At 58.4% G+C, this 20,649-nt stretch carries 19 protein-coding genes; 6 read left to right on the forward strand and 13 right to left on the reverse strand.

The genetic code is table 11. The features are described from left to right. Positions 1 to 157: 157 nt before the first annotated feature. Positions 158 to 1,414 (reverse strand): dicarboxylate/amino acid:cation symporter, encoded by a 1,257-nt coding sequence (locus tag PY793_RS12015; protein WP_275178257.1) that lies wholly within the window; start codon positions 1,412 to 1,414, stop codon positions 158 to 160. Positions 1,415 to 1,634: 220 nt separating this feature from the next. Between PY793_RS12015 and PY793_RS12020 the strand changes: the two genes are divergently transcribed. Then, positions 1,635 to 2,084, forward strand: a complete 450-nt coding sequence (locus PY793_RS12020; RefSeq protein ID WP_275178258.1) for a hypothetical protein — start codon at positions 1,635 to 1,637, stop codon at positions 2,082 to 2,084. Between the two features lie 120 nt (positions 2,085 to 2,204). Here PY793_RS12020 and PY793_RS12025 read toward each other — a convergent pair whose 3' ends face one another. Genes PY793_RS12025 through PY793_RS12040 form a run of 4 tightly spaced genes read right to left on the reverse strand, consistent with a single transcriptional unit; the run spans position 2,205 to position 7,270 of the window. Then, on the reverse strand, positions 2,205 to 3,698 hold the full coding sequence (locus tag PY793_RS12025; protein WP_275178259.1) for an outer membrane beta-barrel protein: 1,494 nt from the start codon (positions 3,696 to 3,698) through the stop codon (positions 2,205 to 2,207). A gap of 52 nt (positions 3,699 to 3,750) precedes the next feature. Further along, positions 3,751 to 5,091: an ethanolamine permease gene (eat, locus tag PY793_RS12030; RefSeq protein WP_275178260.1), complete on the reverse strand. Its 1,341-nt coding sequence runs from the start codon at positions 5,089 to 5,091 to the stop codon at positions 3,751 to 3,753. Then, positions 5,088 to 5,885, reverse strand: a complete 798-nt coding sequence (gene eutC / locus PY793_RS12035; protein WP_275178261.1) for an ethanolamine ammonia-lyase subunit EutC — start codon at positions 5,883 to 5,885, stop codon at positions 5,088 to 5,090. The genes eat and eutC overlap by 4 nt, the downstream gene beginning before the upstream one ends. After that, positions 5,882 to 7,270 (reverse strand): ethanolamine ammonia-lyase subunit EutB, encoded by a 1,389-nt coding sequence (locus PY793_RS12040; RefSeq protein WP_275178262.1) that lies wholly within the window; start codon positions 7,268 to 7,270, stop codon positions 5,882 to 5,884. The genes eutC and PY793_RS12040 overlap by 4 nt, the downstream gene beginning before the upstream one ends. 173 nt (positions 7,271 to 7,443) lie before the next feature. On the opposite strand from PY793_RS12040, the gene qhpR reads away from it, so the two are divergent. After that, entirely contained in the window at positions 7,444 to 8,517 is a 1,074-nt protein-coding gene (qhpR, locus tag PY793_RS12045; RefSeq protein ID WP_275178263.1) for an AraC-like transcriptional regulator QhpR, read from the forward strand. A gap of 80 nt (positions 8,518 to 8,597) precedes the next feature. Next, positions 8,598 to 9,689, forward strand: coding sequence for a cobalt-precorrin-5B (C(1))-methyltransferase (locus PY793_RS12050; protein WP_275178334.1), 1,092 nt, complete (start codon positions 8,598 to 8,600; stop codon positions 9,687 to 9,689). Here the strand turns inward: PY793_RS12050 and cobM are convergent. From cobM to cbiE, 3 genes are read right to left on the reverse strand one after another with little or no spacing between them, the layout of a single operon-like run. Continuing rightward, positions 9,686 to 10,438 carry a precorrin-4 C(11)-methyltransferase gene (cobM, locus tag PY793_RS12055; RefSeq protein WP_275178264.1) on the reverse strand — a complete coding sequence of 251 codons (753 nt, stop codon included), beginning with the start codon at positions 10,436 to 10,438 and terminating at the stop codon, positions 9,686 to 9,688. The genes PY793_RS12050 and cobM overlap by 4 nt on opposite strands. Continuing rightward, on the reverse strand, positions 10,435 to 10,839 hold the full coding sequence (locus PY793_RS12060) for a cobalamin biosynthesis protein (RefSeq protein WP_275178265.1): 405 nt from the start codon (positions 10,837 to 10,839) through the stop codon (positions 10,435 to 10,437). Before PY793_RS12060 ends, cobM begins: the two co-directional genes overlap by 4 nt. Further along, entirely contained in the window at positions 10,809 to 12,050 is a 1,242-nt protein-coding gene (gene cbiE, locus PY793_RS12065; RefSeq protein WP_275178266.1) for a precorrin-6y C5,15-methyltransferase (decarboxylating) subunit CbiE, read from the reverse strand. Before cbiE ends, PY793_RS12060 begins: the two co-directional genes overlap by 31 nt. 106 nt (positions 12,051 to 12,156) lie before the next feature. On the opposite strand from cbiE, the gene PY793_RS12070 reads away from it, so the two are divergent. Beyond that, positions 12,157 to 12,993 (forward strand): cobalt-precorrin-6A reductase, encoded by an 837-nt coding sequence (locus tag PY793_RS12070; protein WP_275178267.1) that lies wholly within the window; start codon positions 12,157 to 12,159, stop codon positions 12,991 to 12,993. On the opposite strand, the gene cobJ is transcribed toward PY793_RS12070, so the two are convergent. Genes cobJ through cobG form a run of 4 tightly spaced genes read right to left on the reverse strand, consistent with a single transcriptional unit; the run spans position 12,960 to position 16,393 of the window. Continuing rightward, positions 12,960 to 13,727, reverse strand: coding sequence for a precorrin-3B C(17)-methyltransferase (cobJ, locus tag PY793_RS12075; protein WP_275178268.1), 768 nt, complete (start codon positions 13,725 to 13,727; stop codon positions 12,960 to 12,962). The genes PY793_RS12070 and cobJ overlap by 34 nt on opposite strands. Next, a complete protein-coding gene (locus PY793_RS12080; protein ID WP_275178269.1) occupies positions 13,724 to 14,446 on the reverse strand; it encodes a precorrin-2 C(20)-methyltransferase in 723 nt (240 codons plus the stop codon). Before PY793_RS12080 ends, cobJ begins: the two co-directional genes overlap by 4 nt. Further along, a complete protein-coding gene (locus tag PY793_RS12085) occupies positions 14,446 to 15,075 on the reverse strand; it encodes a precorrin-8X methylmutase (protein WP_275178270.1) in 630 nt (209 codons plus the stop codon). Before PY793_RS12085 ends, PY793_RS12080 begins: the two co-directional genes overlap by 1 nt. Then, complete coding sequence (cobG, locus tag PY793_RS12090; RefSeq protein WP_275178271.1) at positions 15,062 to 16,393, reverse strand: precorrin-3B synthase; 1,332 nt, start codon at positions 16,391 to 16,393, stop codon at positions 15,062 to 15,064. The genes PY793_RS12085 and cobG overlap by 14 nt, the downstream gene beginning before the upstream one ends. 229 nt (positions 16,394 to 16,622) lie before the next feature. Here cobG and cysG point away from each other — a divergent pair, with 229 nt between their 5' ends. After that, positions 16,623 to 18,032, forward strand: coding sequence for a siroheme synthase CysG (gene cysG / locus PY793_RS12095; protein ID WP_275178272.1), 1,410 nt, complete (start codon positions 16,623 to 16,625; stop codon positions 18,030 to 18,032). Positions 18,033 to 18,047: 15 nt separating this feature from the next. Here the strand turns inward: cysG and PY793_RS12100 are convergent, their stop codons facing one another. Then, positions 18,048 to 19,091, reverse strand: coding sequence for an AraC family transcriptional regulator (locus tag PY793_RS12100; RefSeq protein WP_275178273.1), 1,044 nt, complete (start codon positions 19,089 to 19,091; stop codon positions 18,048 to 18,050). A 135-nt stretch (positions 19,092 to 19,226) separates the two neighbouring features. Between PY793_RS12100 and PY793_RS12105 the strand changes: the two genes are divergently transcribed. Continuing rightward, positions 19,227 to 20,615 (forward strand): NAD-dependent succinate-semialdehyde dehydrogenase, encoded by a 1,389-nt coding sequence (locus PY793_RS12105; protein WP_275178274.1) that lies wholly within the window; start codon positions 19,227 to 19,229, stop codon positions 20,613 to 20,615. Positions 20,616 to 20,649 lie beyond the last annotated feature (34 nt).

Raw genomic sequence — 20,649 nt, forward strand, 5'->3', positions numbered from 1 at the left:
ACGTCAACTCCAGAAAACAAAAAAATGAAACAAAATCATAACCTAAACAAAAAACCCCAGAAAACCGCCATTCCTAAAAATAATTGCCCTCAATCCAAAATGAAATATGGCTCTGATCCCCAGCCTCACCTCTCCACGTATTGCCATCTGTCCATGATCAGATAACGTCTTCGGTTGGCCCTTCGGACAAAACACCTTCCCATTTGGCTGACACGGCTGCCGCATAGCCATTGCCCAGCACATTGGTGGCCGTGCGCAGCATGTCGAGGAAATGATCAATCCCCAGAATGAGGGCAATACCCGCCTCGGGCAGACCGAACTGCGGCAAGACGGCGACCAGTGTGACAAGGGATGCCCGGGGCACACCCGCAATCCCTTTGCTGCTCAGCATCATGACAAGCACCATCAGCGCCTGCTGTGTCCATGGCATATGAATACCGTAGGCCTGTGCGATGAAGATGGCCCCAAAAGACTGGAACAGGATGGAGCCATCCAGATTGAAGCTATACCCCAGAGGCAGAACAAACCCTGCAATACGCGAAGGCACGCCAAAATTTTCCAGCCGCTCAAGGAGCAAAGGGTAAACCGACTCACTGCTGGCCGTTGCAAAACCAAGGATGACTGGCTGCACCAGCTCCTGAATCAACACCTTGATCCTGGGGCCGATGATACAGAACGTAATAAAGGTCAGCACAACCCATAAGGTCATGATTGTTCCATAGAACTGGAGCAGAAAGCGCCCGAAATGCATCATCATTTCCGGCCCGCTATGGGCAAGGCTGCCCATGATGGAGCCAAAAACGGCAATCGGGGCCAGCACCATGACCATATCGGTCATACGCAGCATGATATGGGCCAGTTCCTCCGACCATGACAGCATGGTTTTTCCAGCCTTGCCCGCCGCAGGCAAAGACACCCCAAACAGGACCGAGAAGACAACAATCTGGAGAATGTCATTCCGCGACATCGCATCCAGAATACTGGTGGGCACGATATGCAATATAAAATCAACTGGCTGGAAAGCATGCTTGAGGGAGCCGATATCTGCCGGGAGCGGGGCAGAGAACCCTGCCCCCGGCTGCAAGATATTGGCCGCCAGCAATCCGATGGTGAGCGAGATAAAGGACATGGCCAGAAACCAGAGGATAACCTTGCCGCCAACACGCAGGACCAGCGTATCGTCCCCCAGTTTGCCTATGCCGCTAACCAGCGTGGCAAACACGAGCGGCGCAATGACCATCCGAATCAGCCTGAGGAACAGCCCTGTAAGCAATGTTGACGCCTGCTCTGCCGCGCCGATGTAAGCAGGCGCCCAGACATGCACGGACAGCCCGCACACAATTCCCAAAACGAGAGCGACAAGGATGGCGTATGTCCGCCGTCTGGTATTTCCGAACTGCGTGGCAGCTGCCATCGGCGTAATTCCTCTCCCGTTTTGACTGAAAACTTCCTCGACAAAGAGGCTCCTAATAGGAAAGACTTGTCCGGTCGTCAAAAACCTTGATGCGAACGGCCTGCCCCGTTCTCAAGTTACCGTTAAAATACGGGTTTATTACAACGTTTCGGCATTGCCCTTTTGCTCTTTCCATGACATGTCATTTTCCTCACTTTCCAGACGTCTGGCAGTTCTGTTCATGTCCTTTTTTCGCTCCGGTGTTGTTTCCCTTATTGTGGCCTCAGCCCTAAGTGGCCAGGCCATGGCCAAGACCGCGTGCGATACCGCATCCGATGGGCAGATTGAAATTTCCATGAAGGAAGTTGGCGCAGCTATTGGCTATATGTGGGGGCACGGAACGCTTACGTATGGCGGGCAGCGTTACCCCATATCGGTCAAGGGAGGTGGCGCCCTTGCCCTTGGTAGCGCAACGGTTACCGGCACTGGCTGCGTGAGCAACCTTGCGCGTCTTGTAGATTTTGAAGGGACTTACTGGACGGTTGGCGGAGACGCCGCCGTAGGTTCTGGCCCTGCTGGAATTGTAATGGAAAATGCCAAGGGGGTTGATATGTCGTTCTCCGGCAGAACCCATGGCGCACATCTTTCCGGCCAGATTTCACGCCTTTATTTCAAAATTGATTCGTTCTGAAACGACCCGATTTTAGAAGAATAAAAATTATTTTATACACGCTTCCCGGCAAAAGAAGTCTGCGGAAATGTCCGCAGACTCTATTGCGTTGCCTATTCAGCTACGACCCTGCGGATAACCTCAGAACGCCCAAGTCGCATCACAACTGAACCAGAACATGTTGTTCATGCCGTTATTAACGGTCGGGTTAGTAGCAGTGCCTGCCTGATTAAAAGGGTGTGTGCCGTTAAGCGATTTATCCAGACGGACTTCAGGCCGAATAATCAAACCACCCAGAGCCATCTTTTTATTAATGAACTCCGGCTTATACGTCACTCCGACCGTGAGTTCACCATATGTTGTGGGCATGGCATTGTAGTAGGGATACGGCTTGTTGGCCAGATACTGCGTAAAGGAATTGAAGCTGGAATATTCAGCAATCACCATGCCCGCATTATCACGAAAAACTTCGCCTCGAGCGTTCAGGGTCAGCCATGGGTGAAAAGCGTAGGAAAAGTAGGTGCTGACACCATAAACATCGTCACGCAGGGCATCATCATGCAAGTAGGTGCCATTGAGGGAAAGCGTCATCTTATCATTCACATGGTAAGTGGCCATGAAGTCCCCGTTATACTGCATCAGGCTGTTGGCGGGCTTGCCCAGACCAGCGCTCAGCCAGCCTTTTGCGGAGCGTATCTGGCGACCATTATTACCCTGAGGTCCAAAATGACCGATGGCATGCATATCCAGCTTGCCATCCAGCAGCTTGTTCCAAGCAAAACCAAAATACCCCTTGGGTTTGTTGTTGTTCCCCGATGCCCCAAAGGTTGTAGAGTTCCCCGCATCGACCCCAAGTATCCAGTCCATATGCTGGGTCAGATGCATGGTGGCCAGAATACCCACCGTTTCAAACGGTACGATATAATCGGACGCGTAATTGAAGCTATAGAACGGACGAGCCTGTGCGGGTGTGCCCTCTGCCCCCATGATCCCGTACATCTGACCGATCTGGACATCGATCCCGCGTTTGAAAACCCACGGCAGATGGGCATCAATATGGGCCTGCGTAGGAGCCCACTGGTACAGGCCATGCAAGGAGCCCGAGCCCATACCAAGGGTCGGGTCAAAACGTGCATCCGAGCCATACATGGCTTCAAACACAAACCCCAGACCATAGCCTTTGCCAACGGACGTAACGGGATGGGAGATGGAGCCCATGATCTGGTTAAGGGTCGCTGTGTTGGCGCGGTCTGTATAGTACTGCGCAAAGTTGCGGCCCGAGCGTGTCCAGGGGTTGCCGGTAACACCTCCTTCTACCGACACATGCGCTTCCAGCCCCTGCCAGTACGTAGGCGTCTGCCCGGCTTTGGGATGAAAGAGATTGCCTACGGTGGGCTTCATCGCATCATCTTCGCTGCCCACACCAGAAGGGACTTCCTCACCATCAGAGGGAGTGCCCGCGGCTTTTTCCGCTTCAGGCGGCGCGCTGATGGGCGTGTTAACAACCTGAGCGGAGTTCTGGGACACAGGAGTAACCGCAGTTGCTGCTGCATGGGCATACGGTGCAAGCAACCAGCCGCCAGATACACATGCCGCAAGGAGGAAGTGAACTTCCTGAACAAAGTTTTTACGCATTCCCGATAATCCCAATCCAAGAAAGAAAACTATATTCGGTATCTACGGTTCATTATTTTTTGAATTTATTCATAAAAAATACTGTAAAAACCATCATTATAGCTGAATATATAACGAATATTTCGATATTGTAATAAACTACAACAGCGAACGCAATCAACGCCGCGACAAGGGCGAAGGCGGGCAGAACAGGGTAAAGCGGAGCCTTGTAGCTGCGTACCAGCGTCGGTTCGGTCCGGCGCAGACGGAACAGGCTGATCATGCTCAGCATATACATGGTCAGCGCGCCAAAAACGGACATGGTGACCAATGTTGCAGTGAGTGACTGCCCCTGAATACTGATCAGGTCATCGGAAAAAATGGCGGCAATCCCGATAGCCCCTCCTGCCAGCGTTGCCGCATATGGCGTTTTGAAGCGCGGATGCAGCCGCCCCAGAACTTCTGGCAGGAACCCTGCACGGGCCAGAGCATACATCTGGCGCGCATACCCCATGATAATACCGTGCAAGGAAGCCACAAGCCCAAACAGCCCCAGCCAGACCAGCATGTGCAACCAGCCACTATGCGCCCCCACAACCTGCTTCATGGCCTGCGGCAAGGGGTCGTTCAGGTTGGACAGGGTATGCCAGTCACCAACACCACCGGCAAAAATCATGACACCAAAAGCAAGTGTTACAAGGGTAAGGATGCCCGCAATATAGGCGATGGGAATGGAGCGCCGGGGATCACGTGCTTCCTCCGCCGCCATGGCGACACCTTCCACGGCCAGAAAAAACCAGATGGCAAAAGGCATAGCCGCAAAAATTCCGCCCAGTGCCTGCCAGCCAAAATGAGGAACCCCGCCCCAGCCATCGGCCAGAAAATGGTCCCACGTAAAGGCCGGAGCCACGACACCCATGAACACCAGCAGTTCAACAATGGCCGCAATGGTAATAAACAACTCAAAGGTTGCGGCAATATGCACACCAATGATGTTAAGCGTCATGAACACCAGATACGCGCCCAGAGCCGCCACTTTGGGAGAAAGCCCGGGGAACTGGACATTCAGGTAAGCGCCAATAGCCAGTGCAATGGCCGGTGGAGCAAAAATAAACTCGATCAGTGTGGCGAGGCCGGCAACAAGCCCTCCCCAGCGGCCCAGAGCCCGAAAGCTGTAAGCAAAAGGACCGCCTGCATGCGGGATAGAACACGTCAGTTCTGTAAAACTGAAGATAAAGGCCGTGTACATTAAAGCCACAAAAACGGTGGCGACCAAAAAACCGAGTGTTCCGGCGGTTCCCCACCCGTAACTCCAGCCAAAATACTCGCCAGAAATGACAAGTCCAACGGCGATCCCCCACAAATGGAAGGCACCGAGAGACTGGCTGAGCTTGGTCCCGCTGCTCTCACTCATGCGTCTAAGTCCTTATCATGTAAAGATAATGTCGTATTGCCCACCAACTGGTCCGGAGCAGCGTCTTTTAAGCCGACACCTGTCAGGCCAAGCCGTCTGGCCTCCTGCATCAGCCATGCCAGCTTGCTTGCGCCAGCAGGTATCGTCATGCCGTGTGCATGGATATTGGACAGGCAGTTCCGTGAGGAATCCGGGCACCCCACATACGGTGCGTATGTCAGGTAAATACCCAGACTATCCGCAACACTCAGGCCGGGCCGCTCGCCAATCATCATGACGACCATGTTGGCCCCCATGGCCTGTGCAATCTCATCTCCCAGAGCGACGCGGCTTTGTGTCGCGATCACCAAAGGCGCAATCCGCCATCCCTGCAAAAGAGGCTGCATGGCCTGAAAAACCGGAATGGCGTTTGTTTGTGTCGCAATGGAGGAAAGACCGTCCGCTGCGACAAAAACAACGTCCCACACCCCTTTGCCCAGCATATGCAAAGAATTTTCCGAAAGCCTGCGCCCCAGATCCGGACGACGCAGATAGGTCGCCCGGTCCATGGCACGGCTTTGCACATGCAGGCAGGGAGCACCGTGTAGCTGCTGTTCCATGGCCTGTCTGTCCAGCGGAGCATGTACGGCGTCCCGCGCCTGGGCATGAGCCGCCTGAAAAGCCAGTACATCCGTTGTGCGCTGTGCATTGCCACTGCGCCCCAGACCAATGCGTGCACGGGTCAGGCCACGCAAAGACTGCCATGCATCTGCCACTGTACCGGACTGAGCAGGAGGTTTGCCATGCTCCGTCATGCTGCACTTACCAGTCTGACCAGTTGCGTCTGCCCCAGCTCCAGAGGACGCATCTGGTTGGTCAGGCTGTCATAGAGACCCATATGGTCCAGCCATGTGGCAAACTCGGGGGCCGGGCGTATGCCGAGCATATTCCGCAGGGTCAGAATATCGTGGAAGGAGAGGCTCTGATAATTGAGCATGATGTCATCCGCGCCGGGCACCCCGATCAGAAAGGTAATGCCCGCCACACCCAGCAGGGTCATCAGGTTGTCCATATCATCCTGATCAACTTCGGCATGGTTTGTGTAGCAGGCATCACATCCCATGGGCACACCCATAAGTTTGGCGCAAAAATGGTCTTCCAGCCCCGCGCGTATGACCTGCTTGCCGTCATACAGATATTCAGGGCCAATAAAGCCGACTACCGTGTTCACCAGCAAAGGGTTGAATGCCCGCGCCACGGCATAAGCCCGGGCCTCTACCGTCTGCTGGTCAATGCCATGATGCGCCCCTGCGGACAGGGCTGCCCCCTGTCCGGTTTCAAAATACATGACATTCTGCCCGACCGTGCCACGCCCGAGCGCCAGAGCCGCTTCATACGCCTCCTGCAGAATGGCGAGATTGACCCCGAACCCTTCATTCGCCTTTTGTGTGCCCGCCACGGACTGGAAAACAAGGTCCACCGCACCGCCACGATTCATGATCTCCAACGTATTGGTCACATGGGTCAACACGCAGGTCTGGGTTGGAATTTCATAAAGCTGGCGGGCCTGATCCAGCATATCCAGCAGGGCCAGACCATTGGCCACACTATCGGTTGCCGGGTTAATACCAATTACGGCATCCCCCATACCGTAGAGCAGGCCATCCAGCGTAGAAGCCGCAATGCCTTTGAGATCATCCGTCGGATGGTTCGGCTGCAAGCGCGAGGACAGGCAACCGGGCAGGCCGATTGTATTGCGGAATTTGGTAATGACCCGGATTTTACGCGCAACACTTATCAGGTCCTGGTTTCGCATCAGTTTGCTTACCGCGGCGGCCATTTCTGGCGTAATGCCCGGTGCAATCCGCGCAAGGACTGCTGTATCCACCGCGTGCGAGAGCAGCCAGTCCCGGAACTCTCCCACTGTCATATGCGCTATGGGTGCAAAAGCCTTGTGATCATGGGTCTCCACGATCAGGCGTGTCACCTCGTCTTCTTCATACGGAACAAGTGCGGTCTGGATAAAACTGCGTAATGGAACATCGGCCAAAGCGTAACGGGCAGCCATTCTCTGGGCATCGGACTGCGCTGCCAAACCGGCCAACTGGTCCCCCGAACGTACCGATGAGGCAACAGCCAGAAGGGTCTTGAGGTCCGGAAAGTGGTAACTCTCTCCCCCCAGTCCATGACGATATCCCATAAGGCCAGCCTCCCGCCCTGCACATTCCTGCTGCAAGGCCCCAAGCGGAGGGTACCTTGCAGTTCAGTTCGATACCGTTACAATAGCAGCATCACCAGCTTCAGACTTGACCGGAGGAAACAATTCATTGATCATTCAAAACAAACTGCACTCTTACGTAGACGTATCCTGCCATGTCTGAGCCGATGCAAAGCCCGACATCCGGTGTGCTGGCCGCCGCCGCAACCGGTGTTGAAAACTTCATTACTTCCCGCGGTGGAGATATGGACCGGATTGCCGGGCGTTCAGGCCTGAGCCCCGGCCAGTTCGCCCTGCCCACGGACAGGCTGGACCTGACTGCGTACTGTCGGCTGTTTGAAGAAGCCGCGCATGAGACGCAGGATGGCAATCTGGGTCTCTGGTTCGGGCAGCAGTTCCAGCCGGAAATGCTGGGGCTTGTAGGGTATATTGCGCTTCTGTCCACCACAGCGGGGGATGCGGTACGCAACCTGGCCAGCCATTTTGGCTATCACCAATGCAACACCCACACGCAGCTGATCGAACAGGAAAACGGATTGTTCCGGCTGGAATACGCCATTCAGGACCGCAGCATTACCCAACGCAGGCATGATGCGGAACTGACTATGGGCATGTTCTGCAATGTGCTCCGCCACGCCATGGGGGAAGACTGGGTGCCTGAAGCCGTTCTGTTTGAACACCACCAACCCGAACAGGCCCATGAACACAGGGATGCTTTTCGGGCAGATGTTCACTTTAACCATGTTACGAACGCCCTGCTGTTCAGCAAAGCCGGGCTGGAGCGCCCTATGCCCAGGGCTAACGCCAGCATGCTCGAAATCATGCGGGCATCGCTGATTTCCCTCTCCCGCAATCACCAGAGCAACGGGCAGGGCGCATCGGCCCCATCTCTTAAAGAACAGATTGCCTCCATGATCCGCGCAGGACTGGCGGAACGTCGCTGTACACTCTCTGACGTTGCTAAACACATGAACATGCCCGCCTGGACACTGCAACGCAGGCTCGCCCAGTTCAACCTTTCCTTCGGCTCATTGCTCGAGGAAGTGCGCTACGCTGAAGCCTGCCGCCAGCTTGGCCCGTCCGGCCCGGATATGGGGGAAATTGCCCTGACCCTTGGTTATACCGAAACAAGTGCTTTCAGCCGAGCGTTCCGCAAGTGGAGTGGCCTCTCCCCCCGCGCGTGGCGCGAGCAGCAATTGGCAAAAGCAACCTTGCCCGGCACTGGCTAAGCCACCTTATCCCAGCCCGGCTCCGGCCTGCCGTATTCATATTTGCATCCCCCCGCAATAATATGAGACACGAACAGGACATGAAGCAGACCGCCCCTCCCCTCCGCCGTGGCTGGACCACAGGCAGTTGCGCAACGGCTGCGGCCAAGGCCGCATGGCTGGTACTGCGGGGGCATGAACCTCCTGCCTGCGTGAACATTAGCCTACCCTCCGGCCAGAATGTCGCCTTCAGCCTGTGCCAGTACAGCGGCACGCCCGAGGCCCCCTGCGCCGCAGTTATAAAAGACGCGGGGGATGATCCCGATATTACACATGGCGCCATGATCCGCTGCACGGTCCGTGCATTGGATGCGGGGGCAGGTCTTGTGTTCAGGGCCGGGCCGGGCGTTGGCACCATTACACGCCCCGGTCTACCGCTGCCACCGGGTGAACCGGCCATTAACCCAGTCCCCCGCGCCATGATCAGTGCAGCTCTGACACAGGCCAATAACGGCACCCCTCCGGACGCGGAAGTTACAATCAGCATTGATCACGGGCAGGAGTTGGCAAAGCGCACGCTCAATGCACGGCTGGGCATTGTAGGTGGGCTGTCCATTCTGGGCACAACGGGTATTGTCATGCCGTTTTCATGCTCGGCATGGATACAGAGCATTCACCGCGGAATTGATGTGGCACGGGCGCAAAACCTGCCCCATGTACTGGCCGCCACGGGCAATGTGTCAGAAAAAGCGGGGCAGACCCTGTACGGCCTACCGGATATGGCCCTGATTGAAATGGGGGATTTTGCGGGTGGACTACTCAAATATATCCGTCACCACCCCGTCCCCCGCCTGAGCCTTGCCGGGGGCATTGCCAAGATGGCCAAACTTGGTCAGGGTTGTCTGGACCTGCACTCCAGCCGCAGTCGGGCAGACATGCCTGCACTGGCCCAACTGGCCGCACGGCATGGCGCGCCAGATAACCTGCCAGAACTGATCCGCACCAGCCCCACAGTTGCGGAGGCTTTTCTGCTTGCCCACACCCACGACTTCCCTCTGGGTGAGGTCATCGCGCAGGCGGCATGGGAAGTGGCTTACAAAACCCTCGCCCCCGCCCCTGTGCTACTGGATGTGCTGGTCTTTGACCGCTCCGGCACACTGGTAGGCAAGGCTGACCGGCCTTTTTCCCTCTAGCTGCGGAACCGCCGTCGATAATCGGGGTCATATAAGGCACTCTCCCGCTCGGCAATACCAGCAAGAGCTGGGCCAACCAGCACAAGCGCGGTGCGCTCGATCGGGTTTTGTTCGAGTTCTTTCTCAATACTCTCCAACGTACCATGCAATACGATCTGGTCAGGCCATGATGCACGGGCAACAATGGCCACAGGGCATTGCGGGCCATAAAACGGCGTTAACCCGGCAACAATGCGCCCCAAGGCATGTACTGCAAGATGGATGGCCAGCGTGGCCCCTGTTGCGGCAAAAGACTCCAGTTTCTCGCGTTCGGGCATGGCGGAAGCACGGCCATTAACACGGGTCAGCACAAGGCTTTGCGCCACACCGGGTACCGTCAGTTCCCGCCCCAGAACAGATGCCGCAGCGGCAAAGGCTGGTACGCCCGGGGTCATGGTCCAGGGGATTGCGTTACGCTCCAGCCTGCGTACCTGCTCGGCGACCGCACTGTAAATGGACAGATCGCCCGAATGCAGACGCGCGACATCCTGCCCCGCCTGATGGGCCCGCACGTACTCGGCCTCGATCTTATCCAGAGACATAGGAGCCGTGTCCACCAGCCTGGCATTGTCTGGGCAATACTGAAGCATGTCGGGGGGCACAATGGACCCCGCGTAAAGGCAGACCGGGCAGGATGCCAGAATATCCCGCCCCCGAATGGTCAGCAGGTCCGCAGCCCCCGGACCCGCACCAATAAAATGAACTGTCACTTCCTGTCTCCTTCTGCCACCGCACAGGTTACACCACAGAATACCTGACGGGACAGGCACAACCGTGCGCCATCCCCCGCACCGGCAAGAGCACATGCCTCCGCAACAGATGCAACCCCCACATGCCGCATGACCGTGGAGGACGCTGTGGGGCAGGCAGCCTGCATCTGCTTGATCTGCGTGCGTGTCACCCACAGCACACCGGCCCCCCACCTGTGCGCAACATTCTGCGGCAGGGTATCCGCGTTTTTAAAATCAGGGACGGCAATATAATCAGGCGCACAAACCCCCACCATGCGCAGGCTTTGTACAACCAGCTCCAGCGCATGCTCCGCCAGCGCTGCACTCTGCCAGCCCATACCCACCACAATCATGTGTCGTGGGGCTTGCTGGCCACCCATTGGGTGACCGTCATGGCGGGCCGAAAAGCATGGAACCCCCCGACCCCATCCAACCGGGCGACGGAAAGGCGGGTGAGCCGCCCCCCCCACTCCTGCATGGCCTGCACAAGCCGGACTTCTGTTTCCACCACCACAGCGTTGACCACCATGCGCCCGCCTGGACGCAGGGCTTTCCAGGCCTGTTCCAGCACGCCCGGCCTGCTGGCACCCCCACCGACAAACACGGCATCGGGCGTTTCCAGCCCGTGCAGACCGTCCGGTGCACGCGCCTGCACCACGTGCAGTTCGGGCACCCCCAGCGCCTGTGCATTGCGCGCAATACGGGCCGAGCGCTCTGGCACGCTCTCAAGCGTTATAGCCCGGCACCCCTGGGCGGCCAGCATCCATTCGATGGAAACAGAACCCGCTCCCCCCCCAATATCCCACAGCAGTTCCCCTGCACGCGGAGCCAGAGCAGAAAGGGTTACAGCCCTTATTTCCTGCCTTGTCAGTTGCCCGTCATGCTCAAAACAGCTATCGGGCAGGCCGCTGCACCGGGGCAGGCATGCGTTTGTAACGTCTGCGGGCACATCCAGCGCCAGCAGGTTCAGGCTGGCAACGCCCTGCGGGGGACCATCCTGAGCCATAAAGCTGCGGCACCTCTCATCAGGCCCGCCAAGCGCTTCCATAACATGGCAGTGCACGGCCCCCAGTCCCAGCTCCACCAGCCATTGGGCAAGCACACACGGCGTTTGCGAATCAGCTGAAAGCACAATCAGGTGTGCCCGTGGTTGTAAAAACGGTCGCAACCGCACCATGGGCCGACCACAGACAGACACAACATGACAATGCTCCTGCGCCCAGCCAAGCCGCGCACACGCCAGCGCCACAGATGATGGAGCAGGCAGGCAAAGCATTTCCCCCGCCCCCAGACTGCGGGCCAGCACACTCCCCACCCCGTAAAAAAATGGATCGCCCGAGGCCAGCACAACAACAGAGCGCCCCCGTAAGGCCAGAACCTGCTGAACACCTGCACTAAAGGGCGTAGGCCATGCCACACACCGGCCTTGCGGCAGAGGAGCCACCAGCCCTATGTGGCGCGTCCCGCCAAAAACATACTCCGCTTGCGCAATAAGGGTTCGGGCTGTGTTGCTCAGCCCGTCCAGACCGTTTTCCCCCACTCCGATCACATTCAGCCAAGGCGTGGCCTCAGGGTTGTGCGGTTCAGGCATTGTATACCCTTTCTAACATAGCATGCCCCAGAGCGGCCCGCGCTTGCCCATGCCTGAAGCGTGCGCGTATAGGTTGGCGGGTATCATCCGGCACCAAGGTTCCTGCATGCTTCCAGCACCCACCCCACCCTGCACCCATGCGGAAAACGCCATGCCGCTCAGCCTGCGTGTACTGGTACTGGGGGGCACGACAGAGGCCAGCAACCTGTGCCGCATTCTGAGCACAACATGGCCCACCTGCCATGCCGTGCTCTCCCTTGCCGGAGCGACCAGCCAGCCACACCTGCCCGACATGACAACACGCATTGGAGGGTTTGGAGGTGTAGCGGGGCTGACCAACTGGCTGCATGACCATGCCATGGACGCCGTTGTGGATGCGACCCACCCATTTGCCACCCAGATGAGCCAGCATGCCGCCATTGCGTGCGCCACGGCGCACCTGCCTCTTCTGCGGCTGGAACGACCGGGCTGGACCGCCACCCCGCAGGACACATGGTTTATGGTGCCCAGTATTGCTGAGGCGGCCCGCACCCTTGCCCGGTCCGGCAGATGGAATAGCACGCCCCAGTCCGTGTTCCTGACAACCGGACGCAAGGAAACCCGCCCTTTTCTGACAGCACCCCAGCACCAGTATCTGTTCCGCTCCATCGAGCCACCCTGTCCGGCTGACCTGCCACCACACACCCATGTGATCTGTGCGCGCGGGCCGTTTGATCTGGCTGCCGAGCTCAAACTTATGCGTAAACACCGGATTACCGTGCTGGTTACCAAAAACTCCGGTGGCACTGCGACCTATGCCAAGCTCGAAGCCGCACGCATGCTGGACGTACCTGTTCTGATGGTCGCCCGCCCCACCACGCAGGGTACTCCACACGCCAAGGACGCGGCGGCGGCTCTGGCCTGGCTGCATCAATGTACTGCTTCAACCTTGCGTGCTGTGTAAAGCCAGGGCTCCTGCCCGTCCGGGCGGCTGACAAGCCTTGTAGCGGGGCAGCCAATCAACACCAGCGTACTCATATCTGCCCAGTCCGCATTGGCCTGCGCAATGGTGGACAAGCGAACCGCCTCATCAGCGCGTCCGATGGCACGGGCAAAAGCAACAGGCTCATCCCCCCCCATATTTTGCCGCAGATGCTCAAACGCGGCTCCAAGCTGCCATGGTCGTGCGTGCGAACGCGGGTTGTAAAGTGCAATGACAAACCCCGCCTGCGCCGCCAGACGCAGACGCTCCAGCACAACTGGCCATGGCTTGAGGTTATCGGAGAGGGAAATCACACAGAAATCCCCCCCCAGCGGTGCGCCAAGCCGGGCAGCCGCAGCAAGCACGGCACTCACACCGGGAATGACCTGAATAGGGAGTGTGCGCCAAAGAGCAGGGCCATTGTCCACTGCCTCGAACACGGCACTCGCCATACCGAACACCCCGGCATCCCCACCCGAGACGACAGCCACATGCCGCCCGCTCAGAGCCATTTCCAGCGCATGCCGGGCGCGGGAGATTTCCTCCCTGTTGTCCGAAATATGGCGTACAACTTCCGGCCCGGCATCCACCCGTTTAACGTAAGGAGCATAGCCGACCAGATCCGTTGCACGAGCCAGAGCATGGCGCGCCTGCGGGGTCAACTGCTCAGGGTTGCCGGGGCCAAGCCCGACAATGACCAGAGAACCACCGCTCATCGTACACGCTTCCTTCCGGGCAGGAGCACAAGGGAAAAATAAGGTGCTTTACCCCCCTGCTCCGCCATGGGGGTTATAACCTGCGCCCCCTGCGTACCACGCTCCACATACACGGCTTCGTCCATGCGTCCACTCCGGGCTATGGCCTGACGGACATGGGGCATATTCCGCCCGATCTTCATGATCACGGCTGCATCGGCACGCTCCAGCCAGTCTGCCAGTTCGGCTTCGGGCAAGGTTGCGGGCAATACGCACAGCACATCGTCCCCATGGGTCATGGGAGCATGGGCCTGACTCCAGCAGCCATTCATGGCCATAATGCCCGGTACCACCTGCGTCTGGCACCGCGTTCGCAGCCGGTCAAACACATACATGGCCGAGCCGTACAAAAACGGGTCGCCCTCGCACAGGAGCGTCACATCGTTGCCCGTTGCCAGCTCTTCAAGCAGCCGTTCAGCGCTCTGGTCGTAAAAGGCGGACATGTTCTGGTGGTAGGCCGGATCATTGACCGAGACCTCGGTGGTAAACGGATAAACAAGCGGCAGTTCCCGCGCCGCAGACCCAATATGGGCCTGTGCAATGGTCCGTGCCTGACTGGGGTGCCTGTCACGGCAGAAATACGCAACCACCGGAGCAGAGCCAATCAGGCGTGCAGCACGCAGGGTCATCAGTTCCGGGTCACCCGGACCTACGCCAACAATGCTGAGTGTGCCCGCCATTACTCAACCTCGGAGGCAAGAGCATTAAGGGCGGCAGCAGCCATGGCGCTCCCCCCGAGCCGACCCTGCACAACCAGCCACGGCACGTCGTGCCTTCTGGTCAATGCTTCCTTGGATTCAGCTGCTCCAACAAAACCTACCGGCACCCCCAGTACTGCGGCAGGCCGGGGGGCACCGGCATCGAGCATTTCCAGCAGATGGAACAGGGCTGTAGGCGCATTCCCTATGGCCACAACGGCTCCTGCAAGCCTGTCCCCCCAAAAATCCAGCGCTGCGGCAGAGCGCGTATTCCCAATAGCCAATGCCCGCGGCGGTGTGCGCGGGTCACGCAATGTACAGATAACCTCATTATCCGCTGGCAGACGGGTGCGGGTTACCCCCCTTGCCACCATTTCCGCATCACACAGCACGGTGCAGCCACCACGCAAAGCCTGTCGTGCACGGGGCACAAGGTCCGCACTCATGGCAACGGACTGTGCCACACCCACCATGCCGCAGGCGTGAATAATCCGCACAACCACTGTTGCCTGTTCCGGCGTAAAGGCGCTCAGGTCCGCCTCTGCCCGAATGGTCGCAAAAGAGCGCTGGTAGATGGCCGCCCCATCCCGAATATACTCATAGGCCGACATCCACCGCTCCTTCCTGTTTGAATGACTCAAATGCTGTATAAACAGCCTGTTCGCTTACGAACAGGCTTTCCACATCCCCCGAGGCCGAACCCTTGCGCACCAGCCCGTAACCCTGATCGCCTGCAACCAGAGTATAATCGGCAGAGCCCGGATGAGCACATCCTTTGCGACAGCCCGAAACATGCAGACTGGCCCCTGCAGGCAACAGCGGAGCCAGATTACGTGCCAGATTTTCAGTCTCTCCCGCGGCCTGCGTACAGGCTCTGGCACCACTACAGGCCCAAATGCGCAGGAGGGGGGAATGGGGGTCTGTCACCATACCTGCCACAACAGGAGCATGGTCCATGCCGCCCAGCACCAGAGTGTGCCACGGGGTCAGCCGCAAGATGCCGTCCCCCTGCGTTGCGGCAACGGTTGCGCACTCATGCAGCATGGCCGCACTCATACACCCCATGGGCGCTGACAAGGCAAACAGTCCATGGCCCAGCGACCCCACGCGACCACAGCAGGCATCCGACCGGCCGGGTTTGGGCGCAAGCACCTGCCCCTGCAGCCCCAGAATCTGGAACAGCACCTGCCCCACCGTCCTGTCCCGCTGGGGGCGCACGTTCTGGTGCGATGTGACAAAAGCACGCGCCAGAGCAACGGCCTGCCCAACTGCAACTGTGTAAGAGGTTGGCCCGGCGCACATGTTGCCGCACACAACGGACCATAGCCCGCCTTCCATAGCGCGCAGGGTAATATCCGCCTGCAACAGCCCCACGGGGTAAAGCCCGCCGCCATCCACTGCAAAACCGAATTTACCCGGTAGGGCCATCAGCTCTTCCGTACCGATCAGTGCAGAACGCAGGGACTCCGCACAGGCTACGGTCTGTGCCGCGCAGGCAGGGTCATCCCCTGCCAGAGGAGAAACAAGCATGGCCTGACGCTGCTCCATACCTGCATCGGACAGACCAAGACCCGCTGCCACCGCAATGTCAGGGAACCGGCGCGCGGCATCCGCCCCAAACCCACGCAGTTGCAGGCTGGCTCTGTTGGTGAGCCCTATGCGGCCATTTCCCTGCCGCCGGGCCACATCTGCCAGTAAGAATGCCTGCGCCGCTTCCAGCCGTCCCAACGTAGGCCGCACACGCACAAGCCAGCCATCCGCAGCTTCCATGGGGGCAAAAAGACCTGGGCACCACCCTTTGACTTCCGGCTGAGCAAAACCGCCATACACCCCGGTTACTCCCGTCTGATCGGCCACCTGAGCGCCTGAACCGGGGAGAACGCCCTCCCTCGCCAGCGCGCGGTGCCCTGTAAAAACGACAAGGACCATGGCACCACACCCGCCCCCATGGTGGAACAGAACCACTCAGCCAGAACGCTGGAAATTTAGCCCTGTTCGCCCCTTGCGCGCAATGTATCAGGAGCCAGCCCGTGTTCGTGTTAGGCCGCCCGATATGGACTTGTCAAAGCGCCTCATGGCACGGCAGGCATCCATTTTTATCCCGTTTGACGCAGCTTCTTCTTGCATCGCGGGCAAAACCCTGCTTGCAGCATGTCTCATGCAAGCTTCATTTGAGCGAACCAGCTGGTTTCCCATCATGCTCCATCTGGAAGGGGCACGTGTTCTTGTGGCGGGCGGCGGTAATGTCGCGGCCAACAAGGTGCAGCTTCTGGTCCCTACGGGCGCGCGGGTGGAAATTCTCTCCCCCACACTCTGCCCCGAACTTGAGCGCCTTGTGGCGGACGGCAAAGCGGAAGTCACACGCCAGGACGCTACGGTGGAAAACCTGACAACCCGACTACCCGGCTGCCGCATGGTTTATCTGGCCACCAGTAACCGCGCACTGAATGCCGAACTCAGCGCGCTGTGCCAGAGCATGAACATACCCGTATGTGCGGTGGATGCTCCCGAGGTTTCCAGCTTCATTACCCCGGCCATGACAACCCGCGGCGCTGTGCAGATTGCGGTTTCCACCGGTGGGGCCGCCCCTGTGCTGGCGCGCAGGCTCCGCGCGAAAATTGAAGAGATCATGCCAGCAGGCCTGCACAGACTGGCTGCGTTCATGCAGCAAAGCCGTCTGGCCCTGCGCACCCGCGTGCCGGATTCCGCCATACGCCGCCGGGTATGGGAACATTTTTTAGATGGAGCGGGCGGCGCACTGGCCATGGCAGGCAACACGCAGGCAGCCCAGACCGAACTCGACCGCATTCTGGACCAAGGTCACGCCAAAACCGGAGAAGTGTGGCTTGTCGGCGCAGGTCCGGGCAACCCCGACCTGCTCACGCTTGCAGCACTGCGGCTCATGCAGGATGCAGATAGTGTTCTGTACGACAATCTGGTTGGACCGGATATTCTGAACTACGTACGCCGGGATGCCGAACGGATTTTTGTTGGCAAGCAGACCAACAACCACACTCTCCCCCAGAATGGCATCAACGCCGAGCTCATCCGCCGCGCCAGAGCGGGAGAACGTGTGCTCAGGCTTAAAGGGGGAGACCCGTTCATTTTTGGCCGTGGCGGGGAGGAAATAGAAGCGCTGATGGAAGCAGGCGTGCCATTCCGCATCATTCCCGGCATTTCCGCCGCCAACGGGTGCGCGGCCTATGCTGGCATACCGCTCACACACCGTGACTGCGCACAGGCCTGCCTGTTTATTACCGGTCATGCACGGGCCGATGGCACCCTTAATCTGGCGTGGGAGACCATTGCCCTGCGCAGCCAGACCATTGTCATTTACATGGGGCTCACGCTGGTTGAGCAGCTCTGCACAAGGCTGGTGGAACATGGCCTGCCAGCAGACTGGCCTGCAGCTATTGTAGAAGGCGGCACACTGCCCCGGCAACGTGTACTGAGCGGCACACTCAGTACACTACCCCGGCAGGTTGCAAGGAACCACATAACCAGCCCTGCCCTGATTATTGTAGGTCAGGTTGTCCAGCACCGGGTTGTTTCACCCAGTCCTGCGTAATGCTCCGCGGCTGGACTAGGTGCAATGGGTCTGATGGGCGTATAGCACTCTGCTACCATTGCGCTCCAGAATCTGGTCCGCCCTTACGCACAGTGCATCCGTTGCCGGAGGCCGCCCGAACATACGCCGGTATTCCCGACTGAACTGGGAGGGACTCTCATACCCCACGGCAAAAGCGGCTTCTGCTGCATCCACATTCTCGCTGACCATGCGCCTGCGCGCTTCCTGCAGACGCAACTGGGTGCGGTATTGCAGGGGACTCATGTTGGTGGCCGCCCGAAAATGCCGATGAAAGGTGGAAAGCCCCATACCCGCCACACGGGCGGCCCGGCCGATATCAAACGGCTCCGCATAGTGCTGGGCAATCCAGTGGATGGCCCTGTTAATGTGGGAGAGATTGCTCCCCGCCGTTGCAATCTGCCTGAGTGCGCATCCCTGATTGCCCTGCAACAACCGGTAAAGGAGTTCACGCACGATCAGGGGTTTGAGAATGGGGATATCCTCTGGCTGGTCCAGCAGCTTCATCAGCCGCAAAAGTGGTTCGGTAATGGCCGAGTTAAGCGGGCTTAACCCCATACCCATAATGCACGCCTGATTAGGGTCCACCTGCTGGTCATTCACAACCAGCAGCAGTTCCGCAATCAAAGCCGGGTCCAGCGCCAGACAAAGAGCCAGATAGGGGCGTTCTGGCGTAGCCTGTGTAATGCATCCTGCTACGGGCAGATCTACGGCGGTAACAAGGTAATGACTGTCATCATAATCAAAAATACGGTCACGGAGCATGACCTGTTTTCTACCCTGCACAATCACGTACACGCGCGGTTCAAACACGAAGGGAATGGGCTCGCTCACCACCTCGGCCCGGTAGAGCGTAAGCTCGGGAATGGCGGTTGTGACCGTGGAATGGGTACAGTGCCTGAGCACCAGCTTCTGTAATTCTGCCAGATTACCGGGCATGCGTGCCTCTTTGTTGCGCTCTGCCACACTCCCGGCCCGGAAAGACAGACCAGTACACGACCATTCCAGATAGAGCAGAATAAGGCAATCAGTCACGCCCATGCCTTGCCTGAAACAGCACTCAAATAACCCGACAGAGAGAATCAGGCAAGAAGTGGGCAGAATTGCTCTATCACCTTCCCTCTCTTCCAGCTCATTGTGGCATCACTGATCACACAGCCAAGGAAGAACAGGCTTATGGCTTACGCCACTACAAACCCCTACACAGGCGAAGTCGTCAAAACTTTTGCCGACGCCACGGACCAGGAAGTACAAACCGCCCTGGACGCCGCCTATACCGCATTCCAGTCCTGGCGTGATACCTCCTTTGCCGAACGCGCCAAGGTTATGTCCGCCGCAGCACGGATCCTGCGCGACAACATGGACGATTACGCAGCCCTGCTGACGCTGGAGATGGGCAAGGTTTTTGGGGAAGCCAAGGCCGAAGTCACGCTCTCGGCCGAAATTTTTGAATACTACGCCGAGCATGCCGAGCGCCTGCTGGCAGCCGAAGTCCTGCCAGTCAAAAACCCCGAAGAGGGTCAGGCCATGCTGGTCCAGGAACCCCAGGGCATTGTGTTTGCCATTGAGCCGTGGAACTTCCCTTACTACCAGATCGCCCGCATTATTGCGCCCCAGCTTTCCGCCGGGAACACGGTCATCCTCAAGCATGCCTCCAATGTTCCCCAGTGTGCCGCAGCATTTGACGACCTGATGCGCAAGGCTGGCCTGCCTGATGGTGCATTCCGTAACCTGTACCTCGCACGCCATCACACCGAAACCGTGCTGAACGACCCGCGCGTATGCGGTGTGGCTCTGACCGGCTCCGAAGGGGCGGGGGCCATTGTGGCTTCCGTTGCAGGCAAGGCGCTCAAAAAAGCGACCATGGAACTTGGTGGCTCGGACGCATTTATTGTACTCGAAGATGCCGATCTTGAAAAAGCAGTCAAATGGGCTGTTTTTGGCCGTCACTGGAATGCCGGTCAGGTTTGCGTTTCTTCCAAGCGGCTGATCGTGGCTGACGCCATTTATGACCGCTTTGTGGAGCTCTACAAAAAAGGCGTTGCCGAACTGAAGGCGGGGGACCCGATGGACCCGGCCACCACGCTGGCTCCGCTCTCCTCCCAAAAAGCAGCGGACGACCTGCGAGCACAGGTTGACGAAGCCTGCAAGCTGGGTGCCAAAGCCGAAGTTATTGGTGCCCCCGTGCCTGAAAAAGGCGCTTTCTTCCGTCCGGTACTGCTCACCAATCTGGAAAACAACCCAGCCCGTCTGTGGGAGTTCTTCGGCCCGGTTACCCAGCTTTACCGCGCGAAAGACACCGAAGACGCCATTCGCATAGCCAATGACTCCCCCTACGGTCTGGGCGGCTCCGTCTTCACGCAGGACACCAAGCTGGGAGTGGAAGTAGCCCGCCGCATTTACACCGGCATGGTCTACATCAACCATCCGACAATGGTAAAAGCCGACCTGCCGTTTGGCGGCGTGGCCCGCTCTGGTTTTGGCCGCGAACTGATCGGTCTTGGCATCAAGGAATTTGTCAACCACAAGCTGATTGATGTGGTCGATATTGACGCACCGTTCTGATCAAACAGTGGAACAGGGCTGTAAGCCGCGTTAA

It is taken from the genome of Acetobacter fabarum (assembly GCF_029069195.1).
Lineage (GTDB): Bacteria > Pseudomonadota > Alphaproteobacteria > Acetobacterales > Acetobacteraceae > Acetobacter > Acetobacter fabarum_A.

Coding starts and splice junctions, on each gene's coding strand:
- PY793_RS12070 (WP_275178267.1), top strand. CDS start 12,157: ATGCTTCCAGCACCCACCCCACCCTGCACCCATGCGGAAAACGCCATG.
- cysG (WP_275178272.1), top strand. CDS start 16,623: ATGCAAGCTTCATTTGAGCGAACCAGCTGGTTTCCCATCATGCTCCAT.
- PY793_RS12085 (WP_275178270.1), bottom strand. CDS start 15,075: ATGTCGGCCTATGAGTATATTCGGGATGGGGCGGCCATCTACCAGCGC.
- PY793_RS12100 (WP_275178273.1), bottom strand. CDS start 19,091: ATGGGCGTGACTGATTGCCTTATTCTGCTCTATCTGGAATGGTCGTGT.
- PY793_RS12040 (WP_275178262.1), bottom strand. CDS start 7,270: ATGGGATATCGTCATGGACTGGGGGGAGAGAGTTACCACTTTCCGGAC.
- PY793_RS12020 (WP_275178258.1), top strand. CDS start 1,635: ATGTCCTTTTTTCGCTCCGGTGTTGTTTCCCTTATTGTGGCCTCAGCC.
- cobJ (WP_275178268.1), bottom strand. CDS start 13,727: ATGAGCGGTGGTTCTCTGGTCATTGTCGGGCTTGGCCCCGGCAACCCT.
- qhpR (WP_275178263.1), top strand. CDS start 7,444: ATGTCTGAGCCGATGCAAAGCCCGACATCCGGTGTGCTGGCCGCCGCC.
- PY793_RS12025 (WP_275178259.1), bottom strand. CDS start 3,698: ATGCGTAAAAACTTTGTTCAGGAAGTTCACTTCCTCCTTGCGGCATGT.
- cbiE (WP_275178266.1), bottom strand. CDS start 12,050: ATGCCTGAACCGCACAACCCTGAGGCCACGCCTTGGCTGAATGTGATC.
- PY793_RS12060 (WP_275178265.1), bottom strand. CDS start 10,839: ATGGGTGGCCAGCAAGCCCCACGACACATGATTGTGGTGGGTATGGGC.
- PY793_RS12105 (WP_275178274.1), top strand. CDS start 19,227: ATGGCTTACGCCACTACAAACCCCTACACAGGCGAAGTCGTCAAAACT.
- PY793_RS12080 (WP_275178269.1), bottom strand. CDS start 14,446: ATGGCGGGCACACTCAGCATTGTTGGCGTAGGTCCGGGTGACCCGGAA.
- eutC (WP_275178261.1), bottom strand. CDS start 5,885: ATGACGGAGCATGGCAAACCTCCTGCTCAGTCCGGTACAGTGGCAGAT.
- cobG (WP_275178271.1), bottom strand. CDS start 16,393: ATGGTCCTTGTCGTTTTTACAGGGCACCGCGCGCTGGCGAGGGAGGGC.
- eat (WP_275178260.1), bottom strand. CDS start 5,091: ATGAGTGAGAGCAGCGGGACCAAGCTCAGCCAGTCTCTCGGTGCCTTC.
- PY793_RS12050 (WP_275178334.1), top strand. CDS start 8,598: ATGAAGCAGACCGCCCCTCCCCTCCGCCGTGGCTGGACCACAGGCAGT.
- PY793_RS12015 (WP_275178257.1), bottom strand. CDS start 1,414: ATGGCAGCTGCCACGCAGTTCGGAAATACCAGACGGCGGACATACGCC.